Origin of the sequence: Glacieibacterium arshaanense, from assembly GCF_004681125.1 — a bacterium.
GTDB classification, from domain to species: domain Bacteria; phylum Pseudomonadota; class Alphaproteobacteria; order Sphingomonadales; family Sphingomonadaceae; genus Polymorphobacter_A; species Polymorphobacter_A arshaanense.
Map to the genome: position 1 here is coordinate 335,239 of NZ_SIHO01000002.1, position 23,042 is coordinate 358,280.

Consider the following 23,042-nt stretch of genomic DNA (forward strand, 5'->3'; position numbering starts at 1 on the left):
GGTTTCGAGGCTGCTCATGTGTGCGCGTTCCGCTCTTCTGGAGCGTATTAGATATTGGACAGTCACCAACAAAAGGACAAATATGACCTGGCTAAAAGGGGATGGCCAGGGAGAACAGCGAAATAATTGGATCAGGATCGACGAAACGCGTTGGCCGGTTCGCACTGTGCATCGCGGTTTCTGCGCTGGCGCTGACGGCATGTTCCAAGAAGGAAGAGACCACGGCCGATACGGGGGGTGCCCCGGCGGCTACCACCACGACCACCGTAGTCTCGGCCGCACTGGTGCCGGAAGCTGCGGCGCCGGCAGCTGCCCGCGCAGCGGCGGCACCGGCTGCACCCGCCGCCGACAATACTGACACGATCACCGGCGTGAAACTGGCGAGCTACACCGGCGACGCCGCCAAGGGTAAGGTCGACTTCATCACTTGCCAGACGTGCCACTCGCTCGACGCTGGCGTCAACAAGATCGGTCCGTCGTTGCATGGCATCATTGGGCGCAAGGCCGGAACCGTGCCCGATTTCAAATATTCCAATGCCAACAAGGGCAGCGGGATCACTTGGACGCCTGAAAAGTTGTTCCAGTATCTTGAAAAGCCGCAGCGCGTTGTACCGGGAACCAAGATGACGTTTGCTGGGTTCGACGATCCGCAGAAGCGTGCGGACGTGATCGCCTATCTTCAGGCCCATTCCTGATCGACTTGCCGGCCCGGCGGCAGCGACTGACGGGCTATTTTTCGTCCTTTGACAGCCGTGATGTCGACCTTGCGAGATCGATGAGGTGGACCGGGAACGACAGGATCAGCGGCAACGCAATCCAGCGCCAATCCTGACCGGTCAGCGCCGCGCGCAGCGCCAGCAACATCAGCGCACCGGGGGCCAAGCGCAGGCAGGCGTCCGAAATGCGCCAGTCATATTTGCGGACCAGCCAGCTCAACTCGATAGCCATTACCAGCAGTACGATATCGACAGCATGACCTTTAGCGAACAGCCAGGTCATTTCCCGGCCGTCACGCGAAGGGTCCATTCAGATGGACAATCGCCTGGTTGAGATAGCCGGCGAAGGTGACCCACAACAGATAGGGCAGTAGCAGCACCGCACCGACCATCGTGCGGCGCCAGACGATCAGCAAAAGCCCGAAGATCGAAAGCCACAGCGTCAGCATGACCATCAGCGCCCAGTCGGGCCGGTGGAACTGGAAGAACAACAGGCTCCACATGATATTGAGGAAGCCGGTGAGGCACAACAGGCCGAGCAGCCATTCGCGTTCGCGCCATGTCGGCATCGCGAGCCAGCCGGTCACGCCGGCGAGCGCCGTGATGCTGTAAACAGCAGTCCATGCCGCGCTATAGGCTGGGTCAGAGGGCGCCCAGCGCGGCTTCACAAGGCCGTGATACCAGGGTCCGAACTCGGCAATCGTCATGCCGATCACGGCGACGATCAACGCCGCAATGCCGGCGATGATGATCGGAAACAGCCAGGCGCGGTTCATGCCGGTCAACCCGCCGTTTGCAGCAAATGGCGCATGTCCTTCAGGAAAATGCGCAGATAGGCCAGCGGCTTGGCGTAGACCAGCTGCTTGTTCATATAGGCTGGCCAGATGAGGTTCTGCACGTCACGATCCTCGCACATTGCTACAAACCGTTCGCGGCGTCGATCATTGCGGTACCAGAAATGCTGCATGATCCCAAGCGCCCAGAACACCCGGCCGTGCGCGCGCATGAAGGCGCGGCGCGCCTGACGTAGTGACCTGGGGTTGCCTGTGGCGAGGAAGCGCGCCGTAGCATGCGCCGCTTCCTGACCCGCCACCATCGCATAGTAGATGCCCTCGCCCGATGCCGGCGCGACAACGCCGGCGGCATCGCCGGTGACGATGACATCGCGGTCATTGTCCCATTTGCGCAGCGGCCGCAGCGGTATCGGCGCGCCCTCGCGGCGGATGGTCTCGCACGCCGCGAGCCCTTCGCGGGCGCGCAGCCGGCCGACCGCCTCGCGCAGCGCAAAGCCCTTCTGCGCGCTGCCGACGCCGATGCTCGCGGTATCACCGTGCGGGAAGATCCACGCATAGAAATCGGGCGAAAGGGCTTGCTGATAATAGACATCGCACCGCGCCCGGTCGAAGCTGGTATCGCTGACAGCCGGCGAGCGGATCACCTCGTGATAGGCGAATACGCACGGCATGCGTTCGGCATCGCTGAACGTACTGCGCGCGACACGCGAGTTGGCGCCGTCCGCGCCGATGATGCAGCGCGTACGAATGCGATGTTCGGGCCCGTCGCGCGTATCGGCATAGACGACGACTGCACAGCCATCGTCATCGCGCTCGATCCGGTCGAATGTGCCGGTGCGGCGTTCGGCGCCGCCACGTGCGGCACGCACCCGCAGCCATTCGTCGAAAACCTCGCGATCGACCATGCCGACAAAGCCGTCGCCCACCGCCATGTCGACTTCGGTATCCGACGGGGCGATCATCCGGGCCGCGACGACACGCCCGGCGATCAGATGGTCGGGGATGGCGAAGTCGCGCATCAGCCGCGGCGGGATGGCGCCGCCGCACGGTTTGATGCGGCCGCCGCGATCGAGCAACATGACGTGCCGCCCGGCGTCGGCGAGCACGGTGGCGGCGGTAGCGCCCGCCGGCCCGCCGCCGACCACGACGCAGTCATATGTCGGCTGGGTCATGTCGGCTTGGCATCCATGATGCCGGCGACGCTTTGGGCGGCGTTCGCCGGCGCGCGCAACGCCAGCGTGGCCGCGACGAGGAAGAGCAGCGCCTCGACACCGAATACGACGGTAAACGTCTGCGGCGTCGATCCGGTAATGGCGCGCCCCGCATCAACGCCGACCGCGCCGATCAAGCCGCCCAGCCCGAAGGCGATGGCTTGCGCCGCGCCCCATATCCCGAGACGGATACCTTCGCGACCACCGCCACCGGCACCGGCGAGCCCCATCATCGCGCCGATCGCCGCAACCGCGAACACGCCGTTGGCGAAGCCGAGCACGGCAATGTTGGCAGCCAGTGGCCAGCCCGGACCGACGCGCGCCGCCAGCGCGAGGCCGGCCAGCGCCAGTGCGGAGCCGATGCAGCCGCCGACGATCCAGCGCCGCATGCCGGAGGAACTACGACCGCCAAACGCGCTGCCGCCGACGCCGACGAGGATCATCCCCGCCAGTACGCCGCCATGCTGCATGCCTGACAATTGCGTCGACTGTCCGGGGGTAAAGCCGAACAGTAGCCCGGCGAACGGTTCGAGGATGAGGTCCTGCATCGAATAGGCGAGCATCGATAGGAAGACGAAGATGGTGAACCGGCGCGCCTCGTCGTCGGCCCACATCTCGCGCAAGGCAGTGCCGAACGCCGGGGCTGGTTCGGCAGGTAGCGAAGCTGCTGGAGTCGATTGCGTCGCGCCCTCCATGCCCCAGACGGCGAGCATCGATATGACGAACGCCACGCCGGCAACCCCCGAAGCGACGACCGCCAGCCGTTGTAGCGAGAAGGGATCGATCAATGAACCGGCGACACCCGCGGTCACGACGATCCCGGAAATCATCATGACCCAGGTGATTGACGCCGCCGCAGCGCGCCGCTCGGGCGCAACGCGTGTGGCGAGCAGCGCCAGCAGCGAGGTGCCCGCTGCACCGACACCGGCGCCGATCATCGAAAATGCGATAATCGCCAGTAGATACCCCCAGGGCGAGCGTGCGGCGAGCAGGCTGACCGCGTCAATTGCCAGCAACGCGCCGAGCGCCAGCGTGCCCATCCCGAAGATTATCCACGGTGTGCGCCGCCGCCCGCGATCCGATCCATAGCCCCAGACCGGCCGCGACAGCTGCACTGCATAGTGCCACGCGACCAGCCCCGCCGGCAGCGAGGCGGGGAGGCCATATTCGACAACCATCACGCGGTTGAGCAGCGATGTCGCCAGCATGACGATGGCGCCGATTGCGCTCTGCACGAGCCCGAGCCGGACGATGCCGAGCCAGCCGAGCGGCGCCGGGGTCATAGCCCGACCACGCCGCCGAGCCCGAGCGCCGCAGCCAGCATGCCGAACACATAGAGTGTCGTGCCGGTGGCGTTGTACCAGGGGGTGTGTGCACGCGGGTCGCGGAGCAATCGCGGCATCAGTGCGAGCTGGCCGATGAGCAACGCCAGCACGATTCCGGCGGCAAGACGGTGGCCCCATAGGGCGAGCAGCACGACGACCACAATTTGCGGCGCTGCCATCACAACGCAGGCGAGCCGCGCAGCGCGGTCGACGCCGAGCAGGACGGGCAGCGACCGCAGGCCGGTGGCGCGATCGCCTTCGACCGCCTTGAAGTCATTTAGCGTCATGATGCCGTGCGCGCCGAAGCTGTAGAGCGCGAGAATGATAAGGACATGGACCGCGGGCAGCGCGCCGGCCATGACGCTGGCGCCGGTGAACCAGGTCAGCCCTTCATAGGTCAACGCGACGACCGCCGGGCCCCAAATGCCGCTCGTCTTGAAGCGGAACGGTGGGGCGCTATAGCCCCAGGCACAGAGCAGCCCCAGAACCGTGGCGGCGAGCACCCATGGTCCTGTCATCCACGCCACCAGCAACGAGAGCAATGTGCCGATGATGGCAATCCTCAGGCCCCAACGTCCCGCAATTCGACCAGAGGGAATCGGTCGGTTTGGCTCGTTGATCGCATCGACGTGACGGTCGAACCAGTCGTTGACCGCCTGGCTGGTCCCGCAGACCAATGGCCCGGTGAGCAACACGCCGGCGATCAGAAACGGCCAGCGATCTGCAACCGCGACGCCCGACGAAACAACGCCGCACATGAAGGCCCACATTGGGGGAAACCAGGTGACCGGCTTTAGCAGTTCGAGGATATCCCGAGGCGCGGGAAGCTGAGTCGCGATACCCGGGGCGGTCAACCGATCCATGGCCCGAAACCTATGCTTGACGCACCATGGCGTCAAACAAAATTGACATGCTGGAGCGGTGGGTCGGTCTAGCTGTCTTCGGCGGATAGGTTGCCGACGCCGTGACGGTGCATCTTCGAATAGAGGCTCTGGCGGCTGACACCCAGAATTTCAGCTGCCGATGCGCGGTTGTCCGAGGTGTAGACCAGCGCCGCCTCGATGCAGAGCCGCTCGATCAGGTCGGTACTTTCGCGGACGATTTCCTTGAGCGACATGCGGCCGACCAGTTCGGTCAATTGATCGACCGAGCGCGGGACGTCGCGCGTCGTCGCCGGTACACCGCGCAGCCGGCGCCCGACATTGCGGATGGTGAAGCCATAGCATTCGCTGCTGCCCATCGGCGCGACGACGCCCGAAATCTCGACTTCTTCCTGTGCGCCGGCGGCGCCGCGCAGGATCGTCGCGACATTGCGCACCGCGCCGTGTTCGCGCAGCTGCCCGACAATGAGTTCGAGATCGATGCCGGGGCGCCCGAGCCAGCTGCCAAGCCGTTCGCCAATGACGCGGTCGATCGACGGCATGGTAGTCAATTCAACGAAGGCGGCATTCGCCGCGAGCACATTCAGATCGCGATCGACCAGCACGAAAGCGTCGGGCATCCGCTCGATGACGGCGTCGAGCGTGGCGTCCAATTGGCTGTCGGCCGCCGCGGCCCTGGCGGGTTCGATGCGAACGATCAGCAGCGGCGTCCGCGCCTGGCGGAACAACCGTGCCGAAATGCTGGCGTCACCGTGCCGGTCGCGCAGCGCCAGTTTCAGCGGCGCGAGATCGTCGGCAATTTCAGCGGCGCCGAGATGAGCCACCAGATCGTCGCGATGCTTCGGATCGACGATTGTATCGATGGCCGTGCCGATCAACGCGCCCTCGGTAGCCTCGAGCAGGCGGTGCGCTGCCGGATTGGCTTCACGGATCCGGCGCGTCCCGGCATCCACGACCAGCACCGGCTCAGATGTCATGTCGAACAACAGGCGGTAGCGCGTTTCGGCCTGGCGCAAGCGGATATAGTCGCGTTCCAGCGACTGCTGCGTCTGCAGCAGGCGCTGCTGGATCGCGGCTGCACCGCGCATATCGCGGCCGATGGCAATCAACCGGTCATGGTCGCCGAGCCCCATCACCAGATAGCGCACCGGTACATCGCCACCGGCGGCGGGATGATTGACCTGACGCCAGCGTGTCGGCACGCCGGACGTGGCATCGGCCAGCATTTCGACGACCTTGGGCCGGCTGTCGGGCGTCATCGTGTCGATCCATGGGTCACCGACCCAGTCGGTAAAGCCGTGATTGGCGAGATCGCCTTGCGACACCGCAGCGTCGAGAATGGTGCCGTCTGCCGAAAGAATGAAAGTCACATCGCCGACTGCGGCGAGCAGATCCGCAGCTACATCTGCGGACAATGTACCGGGCATTGCGCCGGGCACTTTGAAAGCCGTGTTCCGGGACGGGGCGGACAGCTTGTTCATCGACGAGCGACATGCTCCCCATCAAGGTTACGACAAAGCTGCGGCCCCCGCTTCGCGTTCGCGGACGAGGTCCACAGCCACTTTGAGCGCCAGCTTTGCATCCCGCGCCGTACCATCCGCCCCGACCTGCGCAGCCAGATCTGGATCCGCGCTGAAAATCCTGCCACCCACCATTACGCAGACACGCGCATTACGCGACACGCTCCTCAGAGCAACGATTACCGAGGCGAGGTCCGCCATATGGCAGTCGCAACTGACCGTCAATCCGATTAGGTCGAACCAGTCACTAGCGACGCGTTTCATCAGATCGGCCGACTCGACTTCGCTCAGGCGGTCGGTCACCCAGCCATCACGACGAAACAGTTCCTCGATGACAACTGTGCCGAAGCTATGCTGGTCGCCCGGCATCGTGACGAACAACGCGCTGCGCCCGCCGCCTGTCGACGCGCGCTCGGCCTGACGCTGCGTGGCGATTTCGTGCACCACTTCCTGCATGCGCCACAATCCCATCGTTACATCGACGAAATCGCAGCGATCGGCCTCCCAGAATTCACCGAGCAGCCGCGCCGTCGGCGCCAAGAAGTCGACCATCAGGGTTTCGAGCGAGACACCGCGCGCCAGAATCGACTCGACATGCGCGAGCAGCACATCGGCTTCGACGGCCATGACCATAGGCGCAAAGGCCTCGATTTCGAGCGCATCAATGCCCGGGTCGGTCGCGACGATATCGGCTGTAAGTGCTGTCGCGGTGTGGGCAACCATTAAACGGGGAATGATTTCGGTTTCGATCAGCGACGACAGCGATTGCGCGTATTCAGTGTCGACAATGACACGCAGCGCAGCGAGCCGCTGCAGGTTCACCGCCATATTGCGGTCCAGCCGATCGCTCGGAAACGATTGTACGTAGCCCGTAGCCTGATGCATGGACGCCATTAGCCGGATCCCCCACCCTAGCTGATAAACCTCGCATTCGAAGCGCCGGCGTCGGCTTTTTATTTGTCCGGCGAGTCGCAGCGTATGTCTGTTTGATGACGCTGGCAACAGCAATCCGATGCTGCGCTGCGGCAAGTGTCAAATTTTTTGGATGTCATATTTTATTGACACTTCTGCGGGCCTCGGCCTAGTCTTGCTCCTGGTTGAAATGGGCAGGCGGGACAGCGATGCGGTCGAACGACCCTTCCTTCGCAGAGCTACAAAGTGGCGGCACCGCCCCGCTTTACACGCCTGAACAACGTCTACGCCGCGACTCGTCACGCTGGACGCTGGTGCAGGGAATTCTGGCGCCGGTGCAGTTCCTGATTTTTCTGATCAGCCTGGCACTGGTACTCAATTATCTGATCACCGGCACCGGCGCTGCGGCGGCAACGATCTCGATCGTGGTCAAGACCTGTGCGCTGTATGCGATCATGATCACTGGATCGATCTGGGAAAAAATCGTCTTCGGCAAGTGGCTGTTTGTGCCCGCCTTCTTCTGGGAGGACGTGTTCAGCATGCTCGTGCTGTCGCTGCACACGGCCTATCTTGTCATGCTGATCGGCGACTATGGCACCGTGCGCGAACGCATGCTGCTCGCGCTGGTTGCCTATGCCACCTATGCGATCAACGCCACGCAGTTCCTGCTCAAACTGCGCGCCGCGCGGCTGCAATCGGCACCCGCGCGCATGGTGGTGACAGCATGAACGCACCGGTCTCCGCCGCGACGCTGGGGTGCGATGCTGCCCCGGCGATTCGCGGCGAAGTTCTGCGCGAGCGCGGACAACGCGAGGTGTTTTGCGGCCTGACGGGCATCATCTGGCTGCACCGCAAGGTGCAGGACGCTTTCTTCCTCGTTGTCGGCTCGCGCACCTGCGCGCATTTGCTGCAATCTGCCGCCGGCGTGATGGTGTTTGCCGAGCCGCGCTTCGGCACCGCGATCATCGAGGAGCGCGACCTCGCCGGCATGGCCGATTGCAACGAGGAGCTCGACCGCGTCGTCGATCGGCTGCTCGCGCGGCGGCCCGACATCAAGCTGCTGTTCCTCGTCGGGTCGTGCCCCTCAGAGGTCATCAAGCTCGATCTGTCGCGCGCCGCAGCACGGCTGTCGGTCAAGCACGCCGGCGCCACCAAGGTCCTGAATTATTCGGGGAGCGGCATTGAGACGACGTTCACCGAGGGCGAGGACGCCTGTCTCGCGGCGCTGGTGCCCGTGCTGCGCGATGCTGCACCCGGTGCTGCGCCCGAATTGATGATCGTCGGTGCGCTACCGGACGTGGTCGAAGACCAGTTTCTCCGTCTGTTCGCGCAGCTTGGCATCACCACGGTGCGCTGCCTGCCCGCACGTCGCGCCGCGGACATGCCGCCGGTCGGCACCAACACCCGCTTCCTGCTCGCCCAACCGTTTCTGGGCGAGACGGCACGCTGCCTCGAAGATCGTGGCGCGGTACGTCTTGACGCGATGTTCCCGTTCGGCGCCGAGGGCACGACCAGCTGGCTGCATGCCGCAGCGGTCGCGTTCGGCATCGACGAGATGCATTTCCGCTCGGTCATCGCGCCGGGTCGCGAACGGGCCAAGCGCGCTATTGAACACTGCCGCGAACGCCTCGGCGGCAAGAGCATTTTCTTCATGCCCGATTCGCAGCTCGAAGTCCCGTTGGCGCGGTTCCTCACGCAGGAACTGGGCATGGTGCCGATCGAAGTCGGCACGCCCTATCTGCACCGCCGCAACCTCGCGCAGGATCTCGCGCTGTTGCCCGCCGCGACGGTTATCAGCGAAGGGCAGGACGTCGACAGGCAGCTCGATCGCGTGCGTGCGGCCAAGCCCGACCTCACTGTGTGCGGTCTCGGCCTCGCCAACCCGCTTGAAGCCGAAGGTCTGACGACCAAATGGGCGATCGAATTGGTGTTCTCGCCAGTGCACGGTTTCGACCAGGCGGGCGACCTTGCCGAACTTTTTGCGCGGCCGCTGCGGCGGCGCGACGTGCTGAAGGTCTAGCGCCATGCAGCTGACCGTCTGGACCTATGAAGGGCCACCGCATGTCGGGGCCATGCGGGTCGCGACGGCGATGGAAGGCGTGCACTATGTGCTGCACGCGCCGCAGGGCGATACCTATGCCGATCTGCTGTTCACGATGATCGAGCGGCGCGGCAAGCGCCCGCCAGTCACCTACACCACATTCCAGGCGCGCGATCTGGGCAAGGATACCGCGCAGCTGTTCCAGTCTGCGGCGCGCGATGCCTTCGAGCGGTTCCAACCGCAGGCGATGCTGGTCGGCGCCTCGTGTACTGCCGAGCTGATCCAGGACGATCCGGCCGGACTCGTCGAGGCGATGCGCCTGCCGGTGCCGGTCGTTGCACTTGAATTGCCGAGCTACCAGCGCAAGGAGAATTGGGGCGCTGCCGAGACCTTGTACCAGCTGGTCCGGACGCTCGCCGACCGGGAAGCCAAGCCCGCTCCGCGCGACGGGCGCCGCCCGCTGGCAAATCTACTCGGGCCCACGGCGCTCGGTTTCCGTCACCGCGACGATATCGTCGAGATCACCCGCCTGCTCGGCACGCTGGGCGTCGATGTCAATGTTGTCGCCCCGCTCGGCGCCAGCCCCGCCGACCTCAAGCGCCTTGGTGCGGCGGACTTCAATATCTGCCTCTATCCCGAAATCGCCGATACGACGTGCCGCTGGCTCGAGAAGAGCTTCGGCCAGAAGACGGTGCGGACGATCCCGATCGGTCACGGCGCGACGCTCGATTTCATTGCCGAGGTCGCGGCGCTGGCAGGCGTCGATGCTGCCGCCGCACTCGACACCTCGCGCCTGCCGTGGTGGAGCCGCTCGGTCGACTCGACCTATCTTACCGCCAAGCGTGTCTTCATCTTCGGCGACGCGACGCATACCGTCGCTGCCGCGCGCGTGGCGCGTGACGAGCTGGGTTTCGAAGTGGTCGGGCTGGGCTGCTATAACCGCGAATTCGCGCGCGAGATCCGCGATGCGGCGAAGCTGTATGGCCTTGAACCACTGATCACCGACGACTATCTCGCGGTCGAGGAAGCTATCCAGGCGCTGCAGCCTGAACTGGTGCTCGGCACGCAGATGGAGCGCCATATCGCCAAGCGCTTGCGCATCCCGTGCGCGGTCATTTCGGCGCCCGTCCATGTGCAGGATTTCCCGGCGCGCTATTCGCCGCAGATGGGTTTCGAGGGCGCGAACGTGCTGTTCGATACCTGGGTCCATCCGCTGGTGATGGGGCTCGAGGAGCATCTGCTGACGATGTTCCGCGACGATTTCGAATTCAGCGATTCGGCGGGTGCCTCGCACCTCGGGCACGGATCGGCCGCCCTGCCCGACCGGCAGCCGATTGCCGATGCTGCGCCCGACGCGATGCCCGCCGCGCCATCCCATATTATTGAAGTTGCCCCCGCCGGCTGGTCTGCCGATGCCGAAAAGGAACTGCTCAAAATCCCGTTCTTCGTGCGCGGCAAGGCACGGCGGAACACCGAGCGCTATGCCACCGAGCAGGGCATCGCCGCGATCACGCTCGACACGCTCTACGAAGCGAAGGCGCATTATGCCCGCTAGTGCAGCATCCCCCGCCGGGCACATCCCGGTGCGCGTGGTCATCATCACGCTCGACAATCATCTGTCGGGTGCGGTGATGCGCGCGCAGGAACAGTTCGCGCGCGTTTACCCCGGTGTGACGATCGGCTTCCATGCTGCTGCCGACTGGGAAGAAAAGCCCGAAACGCTTGAGGCGGCGCGCGCCGACATAGCTCGCGGCGACATCATCCTGATGACGATGCTGTTCCTCGAGGATCACATCCGCGCCGTGCTGCCGCAACTAGTGGCGCGGCAGAATGAATGTGACGCGATGATCGGCCTGATGTCGGCGGGCGATGTCGTCAAGCTGACGCGCATGGGCGACTACCGGATGGACAAGCCCGCCAGCGGGCTGCTGTCGATCATCAAGAAACTGCGCGGCACCAACAAGGCCGGCACCAGCTCGGGCGCGGGGCAAATGGCGGTGCTGCGGCGGCTGCCGAAGCTGCTCAAATACGTGCCGGGCACGGCGCAGGACGTGCGCGCCTATTTCCTGACGATGCAATACTGGCTCGCCGCATCAGACGACAATGTCGTCGACATGATCCGCGCGCTCGTTGACCGCTATGCCGATGGCGCGCGCCGGGCGCTGCGCGGCACGATGAAGGCGACGCTGCCGCGCGACTATCCCGAAGTCGGCGTCTATCACCCGGCCTTGCCGCAGCGGATGGCGCACGGCGTCAAGGACCTGCCGCGCCAGCGTAATGCACAGGGCACCGTCGGCCTGCTGATGCTGCGCTCTTATGTGCTCGCCAAGGATGCAGGCCATTATGACGGCGTGATTGCTGCACTGGAAGCACGCGGGCTCAACGTGATCCCGGCATTTGCCGGCGGGCTCGATGGCCGCCCGGCAATCGAGGCCCTGTTCATGAAGGACGGCGTCGCCACCGTCGATGCGGTCGTCAATCTGACCGGTTTCAGCCTCGTCGGCGGCCCGGCCTACAACGATACCGCCGCCGCCGAAGCGATGCTGACCAAGCTCGACCGGCCGTACATCGCCGCGCACCCGGTGGAGTTCCAGACGCTGCAGGCCTGGGGCGCGAACCGCCAGGGACTGTTGCCGCTCGAATCGACGATGATGATCGCGATTCCCGAACTCGATGGCGGCACCGTGCCGATGGTGTTCGGCGGCCGCTCGGATGGCTCTGCCGCGGCATGCACCGGCTGCGGTCGTGGCTGCACCTTCGCAGCGTCGGACCAGGTTCGGGCGATGCAGAGCTGCGGTGAACGTGCCGACATGCTCGCCGCGCGGGTGCTCAAGCTCATCGAGCTGCGTCGCGCCGAAAACGCCGAGAAGCGCATTGCCGCGGTGCTGTTCAACTTCCCCCCGAACGCCGGGGCCGCCGGCACCGCGCAATTCCTCGCGGTATTCGAATCGCTTCACGCCACGCTCGTGCGGCTCGCCCGCGAAGGCTATACCGTCGAGGTGCCCGCCTCGGTCGACGCATTGCGCGAGCGCATCCTCGGCGGCAATGCGGCACGCTACGGTGCCGATGCAAATGTCCACACGCGTGTCAGTGCCGACACGATCGTCCAGCGCGAGACATGGCTGCGGGAAATCGAAGTCGCCTGGGGCCCGGCCCCCGGCAAGCTGCAAGCCGACGGCGCCTCGGTCCACATCCTCGGCGCTCAGTTCGGCAACGTCTTCGTCGGCATCCAGCCCGCCATCGGCTATGAGGGTGATCCGATGCGGCTGCTGTTCGAGGGTCGCTACGCCCCGACGCATGCCTTTGCCGCCTTCTACCGCTGGCTCAAGGAAGATTTCCGCGCGCATGCCGTGCTGCATTTCGGCACGCACGGCAGCCTAGAGTTTATGCCCGGCAAGCAGACCGGCCTGACCGCGCAGTGCTGGCCCGACCGACTGATCGGCGACCTGCCCAACATCTATCTCTATGCCGCGAGCAACCCGTCCGAAGGCGTACTGGCTAAGCGGCGCGCGGGCGCCACGCTGATCAGCTACCTGACGCCGGCGCTGACCAATTCGGGCGTCTACAAAGGCCTTGCCGACCTCAAGGCGTCGGTCGACCGTTGGCGCGTCGCCGAGCCGGGCAGCGACGAATGCCGCGATCTTGCCGAACTCATCGGCGATCAAGCCGCCGCGCTTGATCTCGATGGCAGCGACATCGCCGCGCTGGGAGCACGGCTCTACGAAATCGAACGCGAGCTCATTCCGCAAGGGCTGCACGTCGCCGGCGCTGCCGCGACGCCTGATGAACGCGCCGAAATGATCACCGCCTCGGCGAGCGCACGCGGCGAAGCCTTGTCGGCGGCAACGGTCGCGGCAATTGTCAACGGCACGGCCAAGCTCGATACGCCGCTGCTCCGGGACATGGCGTCGCTCAACACTGCGCTGTCGACCAACGCCGAGATCGACGGCATCGTCCGCGCGCTGAATGGCCAATATATCGCGCCCGTCACCGGCGGTGACCTGCTGCGCAACCCCGAAATCCTGCCGACCGGCCGCAACATCCATGGCTTCGATCCGTTCCGGCTGCCGTCGGCCTTTGCCGTCAGGGATGGGGCCGCGCAGGCGCAGCGGCTGATCGACCGCAGCCTTGCTGACTCGGGGCATATCCCCGAAACCGTGGCGATGGTGCTGTGGGGCACCGACAATCTGAAGAGCGAAGGTGCTCAGATCGCGCAGGCGATGGCGCTGATGGGCGCACGGCCGCGCTTCGACAGCTACAACCGCCTCGCCGGTGCCGAACTGATCAGCCTCGAAGAACTCGGCCGCCCCCGCATCGACGTCGTCGTCACGTTGTCGGGCGTGTTCCGCGACCTGCTGCCGCTGCAGACGCGCATGATGGCCGAGGCCGCGTTGCTCGCGAGCGAGGCCGACGAGCCCGTCGAGATGAACTTCATTCGCCGCCACACGTTGGCGCACAACGCCGAGCACAGCTGCGGCATTGAAACCGCTGCGTTGCGCGTCTTCTCGAATGCCGAAGGTGCCTATGGCGCCAACGTCAACTTGATGATCGACAACGGCGCCTGGACGGACCCCGACGAATTGGCCGACAGCTTCGAGCGGCAGAAGGGCTATGCCTACGGCGTCAAGGGCACGCCGGTGCGGCAGGCGGCGCTGCTGGCGTCGGCGCTCAAGACCGTCGACTGCGCATATCAGAACCTCGAGAGCGTCGAGCTCGGAATAACCGCGATCGATCAATATGTCGATGCGCTGGGCGGCATCAGCCGTGCGGTCACCCGTGCCAAAGGCACCGCCGCACCGGTCTATATCGGCGACCAGACGCAGGGAGCGGGCAAGGTGCGGAGCCTGCAGGAACAAGTCGCGCTCGAAACACGCACGCGTATCCTCAATCCGGTCTGGACCGAAGGCCTGCTGCGCCACGGCTATGAAGGCGTCCGCCAGATCGAAGGCAGCGTCACCACCACGATGGGCTGGTCGGCGACGACCGGCGAAGTCGATGCCTGGGTCTATCAGCGCATCGGCGAAACCTATGTCCTCGATCCCGAGATGCGCGAGCGCATCGCCGCGCTCAATCCGCGCGCGGCGGCACGTGTCGCCAACCGGCTGATCGAGGCTAGCGACCGCAATTACTGGCAACCCGACGCGGCGACGCTCGCCGCACTCCATGCCGCCAGCGATGAACTCGAGGATCGTCTCGAGGGTGTCGTCGCGGTGGCGGCATAAAGGAAACGATGATGGCGCTGCTTGATCCTCCTCGCAACATGGCCGGTCTCGACGGCGACGGCTCGGTGCAGGTCGGGCTCGATCCCAACGACCGGATCGGCACGGCGAAGGTGTTCGCCGTGTATGGCAAGGGCGGCATCGGCAAGTCGACAACCTCGTCGAACCTCAGCGCCGCCTTCTCGCTGCTCGGCAAGCGCGTGCTACAGATCGGCTGCGACCCTAAGCACGACAGCACTTTCACGCTGACCAAGAAGCTGATGCCGACGGTGATCGATGTGCTCGAAACTGTCGAGTTCCACGCCGAGGAACTGCGGCCCGAAGATTACATGTTCGAAGGCTATAACGGCGTGATGTGCGTCGAGGCGGGTGGTCCGCCGGCGGGCACCGGCTGCGGCGGCTATGTCGTCGGCCAGACCGTCAAGCTGCTCAAGCAGCATCACCTGCTCGAAGAAACCGATGTCGTGTTATTCGACGTGCTTGGCGATGTGGTGTGCGGCGGGTTCGCAGCGCCATTGCAGCATGCCGAGCGCGCCGTGGTGGTCGCATCGAACGATTTCGACAGCATCTTCGCGATGAACCGCATTGTCGCGGCGATCAAGGCGAAGTCGAAGAACTATGATGTGCGGATGGCGGGTGTCATCGCCAACCGTTCGGCTGCAACCGACGAGATCGACCGTTTCAATTCCGCGACCGGGCTCAAGACGCTCGCACATTTCCCCGATCTCGATGCGATCCGCCGCAGTCGGCTGAAGAAGTGCACCTTGTTCGAAATGGAACAGACCCCCGAGGTCGCAGCCGCTTGCGACGAATACAAGCGCCTTGCCGCGCTGCTCTGGGCGGGTTGCGATCCGCTCGACGCACAGCCGATGAAGGACCGCGACATCTTTGAATTCCTGGGGTTCGAATAAGATGACGACGGCGACCTACGCGCAATTTCGGGGTAATCTCGAAACCTATTTCGACCGCACTGCGGCGCGGGCGTGGGAACAACTGACCTCCGACGCACCGGTCAGCGGCATCCGCGCCACCGTCCGCGCCGGCCGCACCGAAATGCGCGATACGCTGCTGTCGTGGCTGCCCGCCGACATGACCGGATTGCGCTTGCTCGATGCCGGTTGCGGCACCGGCGCGCTCGCGGTCGAGGCGGCGCAGCGCGGTGCCACGGTGGTCGCCATCGATATAGCGGGCAGCCTCGTCCGGATCGCGCGCGACCGCGCACCGTCCGGGCTCGATATCGACTGGCGGGTCGGGGACATGCTCGATCCTGGGCTCGGAAGCTTCGATCACGTCGTCGCGATGGACTCGCTCATCCACTACAAGCCGTCGGATATTGTCGCGGTGCTCGGACAACTCGCGGCTAATACGCGCGGCTCGCTTGCCTTCACTTTCGCGCCGCAGACGCCGTTGCTGATGGCGATGCTTGGGCTTGGGCGACTGTTTCCGCGCAGTGACCGCTCGCCGACGATTGTGCCGGTACGCGACCGCCACCTGCGCACCTCGATCGAGGCGGCGCTGCCGCAAGCGCGCCTTGGCCGCGACCGCCGTGTTTCCGCAAGCTTCTACACCAGCCACGCGCTCGAGGTGTTGGCCGGGTGAATGAACTGGCGGCCTTGAAAGCATCGTTGGCGCCGCGCGGCCGCCGTGACGGCGTTGCCGCCACGGGCCGCCTGGGCAGCGGCGCTTTCTGGAGCCGCCTCGGCACACGTTTCCTACCGTTCGCGGATGCGGCAACCGACGACCTGCCACTCGCGCGGATTCTGCGGCTGTCGCTGTTCCAGGTGTCGGTGGGTATGGCGGCGGTGCTGCTGACGGGTACGCTCAACCGCGTAATGATCATCGAGCTCGGCATGTCGGCCAGTCTGGTCGCGCTGATGGTGTCGCTGCCGCTGTTGTTTGCGCCGCTGCGTGCGCTCATCGGCTTCAAGTCGGACCATCATACCTCGCTGCTCGGCTGGAAGCGCGTGCCCTATATCTGGTTCGGCACGCTATTGCAGTTCGGCGGACTCGCGATCCTGCCGTTTGCGCTGCTGATCATGTCGGGCGGCGGCACCGGCCCAATGGTCGTTGGCCAGGCCGGCGCCGCAGCGGGCTTCCTGCTGGTGGGGGCGGGCATGCACACGACGCAGACCGCGGGGCTGGCGCTTGCGACCGACCTCGCGCCCGATCATGCCCGGCCGCGTGTGGTGGCGCTGCTCTATGTCATGCTGCTCGTCGGCACGATGATCAGCGCGATCATCATCGGCCGGTTGCTCGCTGATTTCACCCCGACCAAGCTAGTGCAAGTCGTTCAGGGTGCGGCAGCGCTGACGATGGTGCTCAACATCATTGCGCTGTGGAAGCAGGAAGCGCGCAACCGCGCCGCGACCGCGGCGCGCGAGGTTCAATCCGCGTTCCGCGAGGTCTGGGGGCTGTTCATCGCACGGCCCAGGACGATGCGTCTGCTCGTCGCCGTCGGGCTCGGGGCTGCGGCGTTCAGCATGCAAGATGTGCTGCTCGAACCCTATGGTGGCCAGGTCCTTGGCCTTTCGGTGGGCGCCACGACATCGCTGACCGCCTTGTGGGCGCTTGGCATGCTGGCGGGCTTCACCTTCGCCGCGCGGCGCCTCGACGATGGCGGCGAGCCGCACCGGCTAGCCGGCACCGGCGGCGTCATCGGCATCGTGGCGTTCCTCAGCGTGCTGTTTGCCGGACCGCTGCAGTCGGTGCCTCTGTTGCGGGTCGGCGCAACGCTGATCGGGCTCGGCGGCGGACTGTTTTCGGTCGGTACGCTCACCGCGGCGATGGCGATTGCCGACGATACCTCGACTGGCGCGCGCTCGGGCCTCGCGCTCGGGGCCTGGGGTGCCGTGCAGGCGACGTGTGCCGGGCTGGCGATTGCGCTCGGCGCGTTCGTCCGTGATCTGGTGTCGACGACGGCGGTCAACGGCGGCTTCGGGTCGACGCTGGCCGGTCCGGGCACCGGCTACGCCTTTGTCTATGGCATTGAAATCCTGCTGCTGCTGGGCACGCTCGTCGCGCTCGGCCCACTCGTCCAGCGCGGCACGACAACACCGGTATCCACAAACACGCGTTTTGGCCTCAGCGAATTTCCGATCTGAAAGGGACGACCATGCACCCTCAAATCACCCCGCACATCGACGTTGCGCTTCTGGTCTTCAACGCATTCGTGCTGTTCTTCATCGGCCTGATTTTCTACCTTCGCCGCGAGGATCGACGCGAGGGCTACCCGCTCGAAGACGAGACCTCCGGACGGCTCGATACGCCCGGCGGTGTGCTCAGCACGGCGTCGACCAAATATTTCCTGCTGCCGTTCGGGCACGGCACGGTCTCTGCACCGACCCAGGGTCGCGAGCCGGTCAACATTGCCGCGCGCCGCACTGAGCGCTTCGGCGGCGCGCCCTATGCGCCGACCGGCAACCCGCTGGCCGACGGCATCGGGCCTGCGGCCTGGGCAAACCGCGCCAAGCGTCCCGACCTCGATATGGAAGGGCATCCGCGCATCGTTCCGCTCAGCGGCGCGGCGGGCTACTCGATTGCGCGGGGCGATACCGACATGGCGGGCTGGCCGGTCGTCGGTGCCGACGGGGCTGTTGCCGGCAAGGTGACCGACTTGTGGATTGACACCGCCGACCGGCTGGTGCGCTACATTCAGCTCGGGGTGGCCGACGGCGCTGTGCTGGCGCCGATGATGATGGCCAAGGTCGATCGCCGCCAACGCAAGGTCGTTGTCGACGCGCTGCTCGCCGGCCAGTTCGCCGGTGCGCCGCGGCTCGAGGCCCCCAACCAGATCACGCTGTACGAAGAAGAGCGCGTTCAGGCCTATTTCGGCGGCGGCTACCTCTACGCCACGCCGGCACGTCAGGAGCCATTCCTATGACCGAATATGAGAACGAGCCGATCCCCGGGCTGCCCGGCATCCCGCCGGCCGGCGAGCGCATCGTGTGGCAGGGATCACCCGACTGGCGCGCGCTGGCACGCTCGGCGTTCCATACCCGTCTGGTCGCCGGTTACTTCGCGCTGCTCGCGGTCTGGGCGCTGGTCGCGGCGCTGGCCGGCGGCGGTATCCATGCGGCGGGCGACCTTGCCGGTGTCGCGATGACATTGCTTGTCGGCGCACTCGGCGTGGGCTTGCTGCATCTGCTCGCCTGGGCATCGGCGCGCACGACCATCTACACGCTGACCAATCGCCGCATCGTGCTGCGTCTGGGCGTTGCGCTGCCCAAATGCATCAATCTGCCGCTCGGCCTCGTCGGCACGGTTGATCTCGCTACCAACCCAGACGGCACGGGCGACGTGCCGCTGACCATCACCGGTCCGCAGAAGCTCGGCTATCTCGCGCTGTGGCCGCATGCCCGACCGTGGAAGGTCGTCACCCCGCAACCGATGCTGCGCGCGGTGCCTGATGCGATCGGCGTGGCGGCGCTGATCGCGCGCACCTGCCTGGCCGCCAATCCGCATGGCCGGATCGCCATTGCCGACACATCCCCGGCGCTGGCATCGGTGTTCAGCACGGCAGCGGCGGCATGAGCAGCGCGCACAGCCACGGCGACATGCTGCCGCGCGGGACATTGATTACCGCGGGTGCACTCGTGCTGTTCGCGCTGACGGTCACGACTGTCGTGCGCATCGCCAATATTCCGCCCGCTGCGTCGCCAGTCGCGATGCGCGAGCAGGCGCATATCGCGCCGGTCAAGTCGCGCGAGCTGCGCTTCATCGATCGCGCCGACGGCGCCGTGCTGATTGAGGATGCCGACAAGGGCGTGACCGCATCGGTCATCGCGCCGGGGCAAACGACCGGCTTCATACGCGGCGTAATGCGCGGGCTGGCGCGCGAGCGGCGCAGCCACGGCATCGGTGATGGCCCATCGTTCAACCTGACGCTGTGGCAGGACGGCGAACTCTCGCTGACCGACAATGCCACCGGGCGGGCGATTGAACTCACCGCGTTCGGATCAACCAACCGCGCCGCGTTTGCCGCACTGCTCGACGAGAAGGGGCCGACCGAATGATCGCGCTGCGCCGCACCTCGTTTGATACGACCTGCACTGTCGAGGTCGAGCACAGCGATGCGAACCTCTGTGCGCATGTCGAACTGGCCGGCGGCATCGCCATCGGGCCGGGCGACAGGGTGCGTGTACATGGCAGCCCGATCAGCGTCGGTTTCGGCGAGCGCCGGGTCGTCGAGCGGACTGCAACCGTCGAGCGCGCGGGCGCGCTCGAACGGCTTTGGACAAAGTTCGCCGGCCATTTCAAAATGACCGAACTCTATGAAGTCAGCTTTAGCGATCGGACCATGCCATGAACGCGATTACACCGATTAGCCGTGACACCGCCGGCGACACCATGAGCATCGCCCGTGCGGAGACAATACTGTCGCCGCGCTTCTACACCACCGATTTCGCCGCGATGGATCGGATCGACGTATCGGCGGTGCGCGCCGATTGGGACGCGCTGATTGCCGAGATGGTCAATGATCCCAACAAGCGCCATTTCAAGCGCACGCAAGCCTTTGAAGGCGTGATCGAGAGCCTGCCCGAAGAACTGCGCGAAGAGTTCATCGACTTTCTGGTCAGCTCGCTGACTTCGGAATTTTCGGGCTGTATCCTTTATGCCGAAATCGCCAAGCGGGCGACCAATCCGGACGTCAAGCAGCTCTTCAAGCTGATGAGCCGCGACGAAAGCCGCCACGCCGGTTTCATCAACGAGACACTCAAGGATGCCGGCATCGGCGTCGATCTCGGCTTTCTGACGCGCACCAAGAAATACACCTATTTCCGCCCGAAGTTCATTTTCTATGCGACGTATCTCAGCGAGAAGATTGGCTATTCGCGCTACATCACGATCTTCCGCCATCTCGCGCAGCATCCGGAACTGCGCTTCCACCCGATTTTCAACTGGTTTGAGGAATGGTGCAACGACGAGTACCGCCACGGCGAGGCATTCGCAGTGCTGCTGCGATCCGACACGAAGCTGCTCACCGGCGTCAACAAGCTGTGGATCCGCTTCTTCCTCGTCGCCGTCTACGCGACGATGTATGTGCGCGATCACAACCGCCCGGCGTTCCACAAGGCGCTAGGCATGGACCCGACGACCTATGACCATCGGGTCTTTGCGATCTGCTCTGAAATCACGCGCCAGGTGTTCCCGGTCGTGCTCGACACCGATGCCCCGCAGTTCGCTGCCGGTCTGGAGCGGATGCGGCTGATTTCGGGGTCGATTGACGCCGCGAAGGCGCAGGGCGGCCTGATGGGCGGCGTCAAGCGCATCGGTCTCGTCGCGGCCGCCGCGGTCAACTTCGCGCGACTGTACCTGACGCCGGTCAAGCGCAACGTCGCCCCCGCAGCGGTACGGCTGGCACCGGTCTGGTGACCATTCCGCCGCTCCTTTTCGCGCTGCTGATGTGGTTCATCGGCACCGGCGCCGTGGTCTGGCTCGATAGCCGGCCGCGCGACACTTATGCCTCGAGCCTGACGCTGGCGGGTTTTGCCGCGATGGCGGCAACGGTGCTCGTCTGGGCCAAGGCCGGCGACACCAGCATCAACGGCGCCTATGCAGCGTTTGCCGCCGGCATCGTGATCTGGGGCTGGCACGAGATGAGCTTCCTGATGGGCAAGGTCGCGGGGCCGAACAAGCAACCCTGTCCGCCCGGCGCGGCCGGCTGGCAGCGTTTCAGTGCAGCGACCGCGACGGTCATCCATCATGAACTCGCCATCGCGGCGACAGCCCTTATCCTGTTCGCCGTCACATGGGGCCAACCGAACCAGGTCGCACCACTGACCTTCCTGCTGCTGTTCGTGCTGCGGCTGTCGGCGAAGTTCAATCTGTACTTCGGCGTGCCGAACCTGAGCGACGAAGTGTTCCCGGAGCATCTCGCCTACCTCAAGACCTATTTCCGCAAGGCGCGGTGCAACGCGCTGTTTCCGGTCTCGATCCTGCTGGGCAGCGGAATCGCTGTCTGGGCCTGGACCGCTGCCGAAGCCGCACCCGCCGGCAGCGGCGCTTCGGCGGGCGCGACGTTGCTCGCGGGTCTCGCCGTACTCGGCGTCATCGAGCATCTGTTCCTGGTCCTGCCGCTGCGCGACGCGAAAATGTGGCGCTGGGCTTCTGCATCCTCAACCAAGGCGGAAAAAGCCGCCCTCATCGATTAGCCAACGGGGAAGATAGCATGAACTACGAGGCATTTTTCGAGTCCGAACTGGCCACGCTCAAAAACGATGGTCGTTACCGGATTTTCGCCGAGCTCGAGCGCCGCGCCGGTGCCTTCCCTGCCGCCGAGCAAGTCGTCGACGAGGGCCGGCGGTCGGTGACCGTCTGGTGTTCTAACGACTATCTCGGCATGGGCCAGCACCCCAAAGTCATCGGCGCGATGCACGACATGCTCGACCGCTGCGGCGCCGGTGCCGGCGGCACGCGCAACATCTCGGGCACGACGCACAGTCACGTCGTGCTTGAGGCGGAGCTTGCCGACCTTCACAACAAGGAAGCCGCGCTGCTGTTCACCTCGGGCTATGTCTCGAACTGGGCGGCGCTCGGCACGCTCGGCGCGCGCCTGCCCGGCTGCGTCATCCTGTCGGACGCGCTCAATCACGCCTCGATGATCGAAGGCATCCGGCACAGCCGCGCCGAGGTGCAGAAGTTCGCGCACAACTCGCCCGAAGATCTCGATCGCCGCCTGGCAGCGCTCGATCCGGCGCGGCCCAAGCTGGTCGCGTTCGAAAGCGTCTATTCGATGGACGGCGACATTGCGCCGATCGGCGAGATTATCGATGTTTGCGAAAAGCATGGCGCCATGTCGTATCTCGACGAAGTTCATGGTGTCGGGCTGTACGGCGCGCGCGGTGGCGGCGTTGCCGAACGCGACGGCCTGATGGACCGCGTGACGGTCATCGAAGGGACGCTGGGTAAGGCATTTGGGGTGATGGGCGGCTATATCGCGGCGTCGGCGGCGCTATGCGATTTCGTCCGCAGCTTCGCCAGCGGATTCATCTTCACGACGGCTCTGCCGCCGGCGCTGGCGGCCGGCGCTACCGCCAGCATCCGCCATTTGAAAGAGAGCGGGGTTGAGCGCGCGAGACAGCAGGATCGCGTCGCGCAAGTCCGCCGCCGCCTCGACGCGATCGGCATTCCAACTCTGGATAATCCCAGCCACATCATCCCGGTGATGGTCGGCGATGCGCACAAGTGCAAACGCATCAGCGACTGGCTGCTTGAAAATCACGGCATCTACGTCCAGCCGATCAACTATCCGACCGTGCCGGTCGGCACTGAGCGCCTGCGGCTGACGCCGTCGCCGGTACATACCGACGCGGACATTGATCGACTCGTGACGGCACTGTCGGAAATCTGGTCGCAGTGCGAGCTCGCACGGCGGTCGCTGGCGGCCTAGGTCATCGGCAGGATATGGCCGGGCACCGCGAATG

22 protein-coding genes are annotated in these 23,042 nt (G+C 65.2%); 15 read left to right on the forward strand and 7 right to left on the reverse strand.

Annotated features, from left to right (window positions below):
• Positions 1–101: 101 nt before the first annotated feature.
• Positions 102–695, forward strand: a complete 594-nt coding sequence (locus EUV02_RS07805) for a c-type cytochrome (protein ID WP_135245684.1) — start codon at positions 102–104, stop codon at positions 693–695.
• Between the two features lie 34 nt (positions 696–729).
• Here EUV02_RS07805 and EUV02_RS07810 read toward each other — a convergent pair whose 3' ends face one another.
• The 7 genes from EUV02_RS07810 to EUV02_RS07840 all read right to left on the reverse strand — a co-directional run bounded on the left by EUV02_RS07810 (position 730) and on the right by EUV02_RS07840 (position 7,341).
• Positions 730–1,026 (reverse strand): hypothetical protein, encoded by a 297-nt coding sequence (locus EUV02_RS07810; RefSeq protein WP_243445824.1) that lies wholly within the window; start codon positions 1,024–1,026, stop codon positions 730–732.
• A complete protein-coding gene (locus EUV02_RS07815) occupies positions 1,010–1,492 on the reverse strand; it encodes a TspO/MBR family protein (protein WP_135245686.1) in 483 nt (160 codons plus the stop codon). Before EUV02_RS07815 ends, EUV02_RS07810 begins: the two co-directional genes overlap by 17 nt.
• Before the next feature lie 5 nt (positions 1,493–1,497).
• The gene (locus EUV02_RS07820; RefSeq protein ID WP_135245687.1) at positions 1,498–2,682 is read right to left on the reverse strand and encodes a geranylgeranyl diphosphate reductase; all 1,185 of its coding nucleotides are present in this window, start codon (positions 2,680–2,682) and stop codon (positions 1,498–1,500) included.
• Complete coding sequence (locus EUV02_RS07825) at positions 2,679–4,004, reverse strand: BCD family MFS transporter (protein ID WP_135245688.1); 1,326 nt, start codon at positions 4,002–4,004, stop codon at positions 2,679–2,681. Before EUV02_RS07825 ends, EUV02_RS07820 begins: the two co-directional genes overlap by 4 nt.
• A complete protein-coding gene (chlG, locus tag EUV02_RS07830; protein ID WP_135245689.1) occupies positions 4,001–4,909 on the reverse strand; it encodes a chlorophyll synthase ChlG in 909 nt (302 codons plus the stop codon). Before chlG ends, EUV02_RS07825 begins: the two co-directional genes overlap by 4 nt.
• A gap of 68 nt (positions 4,910–4,977) precedes the next feature.
• Entirely contained in the window at positions 4,978–6,408 is a 1,431-nt protein-coding gene (gene ppsR, locus EUV02_RS07835; RefSeq protein ID WP_135245690.1) for a transcriptional regulator PpsR, read from the reverse strand.
• 27 nt (positions 6,409–6,435) lie between these two features.
• Positions 6,436–7,341 carry a cobalamin B12-binding domain-containing protein gene (locus EUV02_RS07840; RefSeq protein WP_135245691.1) on the reverse strand — a complete coding sequence of 302 codons (906 nt, stop codon included), beginning with the start codon at positions 7,339–7,341 and terminating at the stop codon, positions 6,436–6,438.
• A gap of 332 nt (positions 7,342–7,673) precedes the next feature.
• On the opposite strand from EUV02_RS07840, the gene bchF reads away from it, so the two are divergent.
• The 14 genes from bchF to hemA are packed head-to-tail and all read left to right on the forward strand — an operon-like array spanning position 7,674 to position 23,008.
• On the forward strand, positions 7,674–8,087 hold the full coding sequence (bchF, locus tag EUV02_RS07845; RefSeq protein ID WP_424022182.1) for a 2-vinyl bacteriochlorophyllide hydratase: 414 nt from the start codon (positions 7,674–7,676) through the stop codon (positions 8,085–8,087).
• Positions 8,084–9,379 (forward strand): ferredoxin:protochlorophyllide reductase (ATP-dependent) subunit N, encoded by a 1,296-nt coding sequence (locus tag EUV02_RS07850; protein WP_135245693.1) that lies wholly within the window; start codon positions 8,084–8,086, stop codon positions 9,377–9,379. Before bchF ends, EUV02_RS07850 begins: the two co-directional genes overlap by 4 nt.
• Positions 9,380–9,383: 4 nt before the next feature.
• The gene (gene bchB / locus EUV02_RS07855) at positions 9,384–10,955 is read left to right on the forward strand and encodes a ferredoxin:protochlorophyllide reductase (ATP-dependent) subunit B (protein ID WP_135245694.1); all 1,572 of its coding nucleotides are present in this window, start codon (positions 9,384–9,386) and stop codon (positions 10,953–10,955) included.
• Positions 10,945–14,622: a magnesium chelatase subunit H gene (locus EUV02_RS07860; protein ID WP_135245695.1), complete on the forward strand. Its 3,678-nt coding sequence runs from the start codon at positions 10,945–10,947 to the stop codon at positions 14,620–14,622. Before bchB ends, EUV02_RS07860 begins: the two co-directional genes overlap by 11 nt.
• Positions 14,623–14,633: 11 nt before the next feature.
• Complete coding sequence (gene bchL, locus EUV02_RS07865; protein ID WP_135245696.1) at positions 14,634–15,530, forward strand: ferredoxin:protochlorophyllide reductase (ATP-dependent) iron-sulfur ATP-binding protein; 897 nt, start codon at positions 14,634–14,636, stop codon at positions 15,528–15,530.
• 1 nt (position 15,531) lies between these two features.
• Positions 15,532–16,218, forward strand: a complete 687-nt coding sequence (gene bchM, locus EUV02_RS07870) for a magnesium protoporphyrin IX methyltransferase (RefSeq protein ID WP_135245697.1) — start codon at positions 15,532–15,534, stop codon at positions 16,216–16,218.
• Positions 16,215–17,720 carry a BCD family MFS transporter gene (locus EUV02_RS07875; protein WP_135245698.1) on the forward strand — a complete coding sequence of 502 codons (1,506 nt, stop codon included), beginning with the start codon at positions 16,215–16,217 and terminating at the stop codon, positions 17,718–17,720. The genes bchM and EUV02_RS07875 overlap by 4 nt, the downstream gene beginning before the upstream one ends.
• A gap of 11 nt (positions 17,721–17,731) precedes the next feature.
• Complete coding sequence (puhA, locus tag EUV02_RS07880; protein WP_135245699.1) at positions 17,732–18,499, forward strand: photosynthetic reaction center subunit H; 768 nt, start codon at positions 17,732–17,734, stop codon at positions 18,497–18,499.
• Positions 18,496–19,149: a photosynthetic complex putative assembly protein PuhB gene (gene puhB, locus EUV02_RS07885; protein ID WP_135245700.1), complete on the forward strand. Its 654-nt coding sequence runs from the start codon at positions 18,496–18,498 to the stop codon at positions 19,147–19,149. Before puhA ends, puhB begins: the two co-directional genes overlap by 4 nt.
• Entirely contained in the window at positions 19,146–19,631 is a 486-nt protein-coding gene (puhC, locus tag EUV02_RS07890; protein ID WP_135245701.1) for a photosynthetic complex assembly protein PuhC, read from the forward strand. Before puhB ends, puhC begins: the two co-directional genes overlap by 4 nt.
• Complete coding sequence (locus EUV02_RS07895) at positions 19,628–19,924, forward strand: hypothetical protein (RefSeq protein ID WP_135245702.1); 297 nt, start codon at positions 19,628–19,630, stop codon at positions 19,922–19,924. Before puhC ends, EUV02_RS07895 begins: the two co-directional genes overlap by 4 nt.
• Complete coding sequence (gene acsF, locus EUV02_RS07900; protein WP_135245703.1) at positions 19,921–20,991, forward strand: magnesium-protoporphyrin IX monomethyl ester (oxidative) cyclase; 1,071 nt, start codon at positions 19,921–19,923, stop codon at positions 20,989–20,991. Before EUV02_RS07895 ends, acsF begins: the two co-directional genes overlap by 4 nt.
• Positions 20,988–21,770 carry a putative photosynthetic complex assembly protein PuhE gene (puhE, locus tag EUV02_RS07905; RefSeq protein WP_135245704.1) on the forward strand — a complete coding sequence of 261 codons (783 nt, stop codon included), beginning with the start codon at positions 20,988–20,990 and terminating at the stop codon, positions 21,768–21,770. Before acsF ends, puhE begins: the two co-directional genes overlap by 4 nt.
• Before the next feature lie 17 nt (positions 21,771–21,787).
• On the forward strand, positions 21,788–23,008 hold the full coding sequence (gene hemA, locus EUV02_RS07910) for a 5-aminolevulinate synthase (RefSeq protein ID WP_135245705.1): 1,221 nt from the start codon (positions 21,788–21,790) through the stop codon (positions 23,006–23,008).
• Positions 23,009–23,042 lie beyond the last annotated feature (34 nt).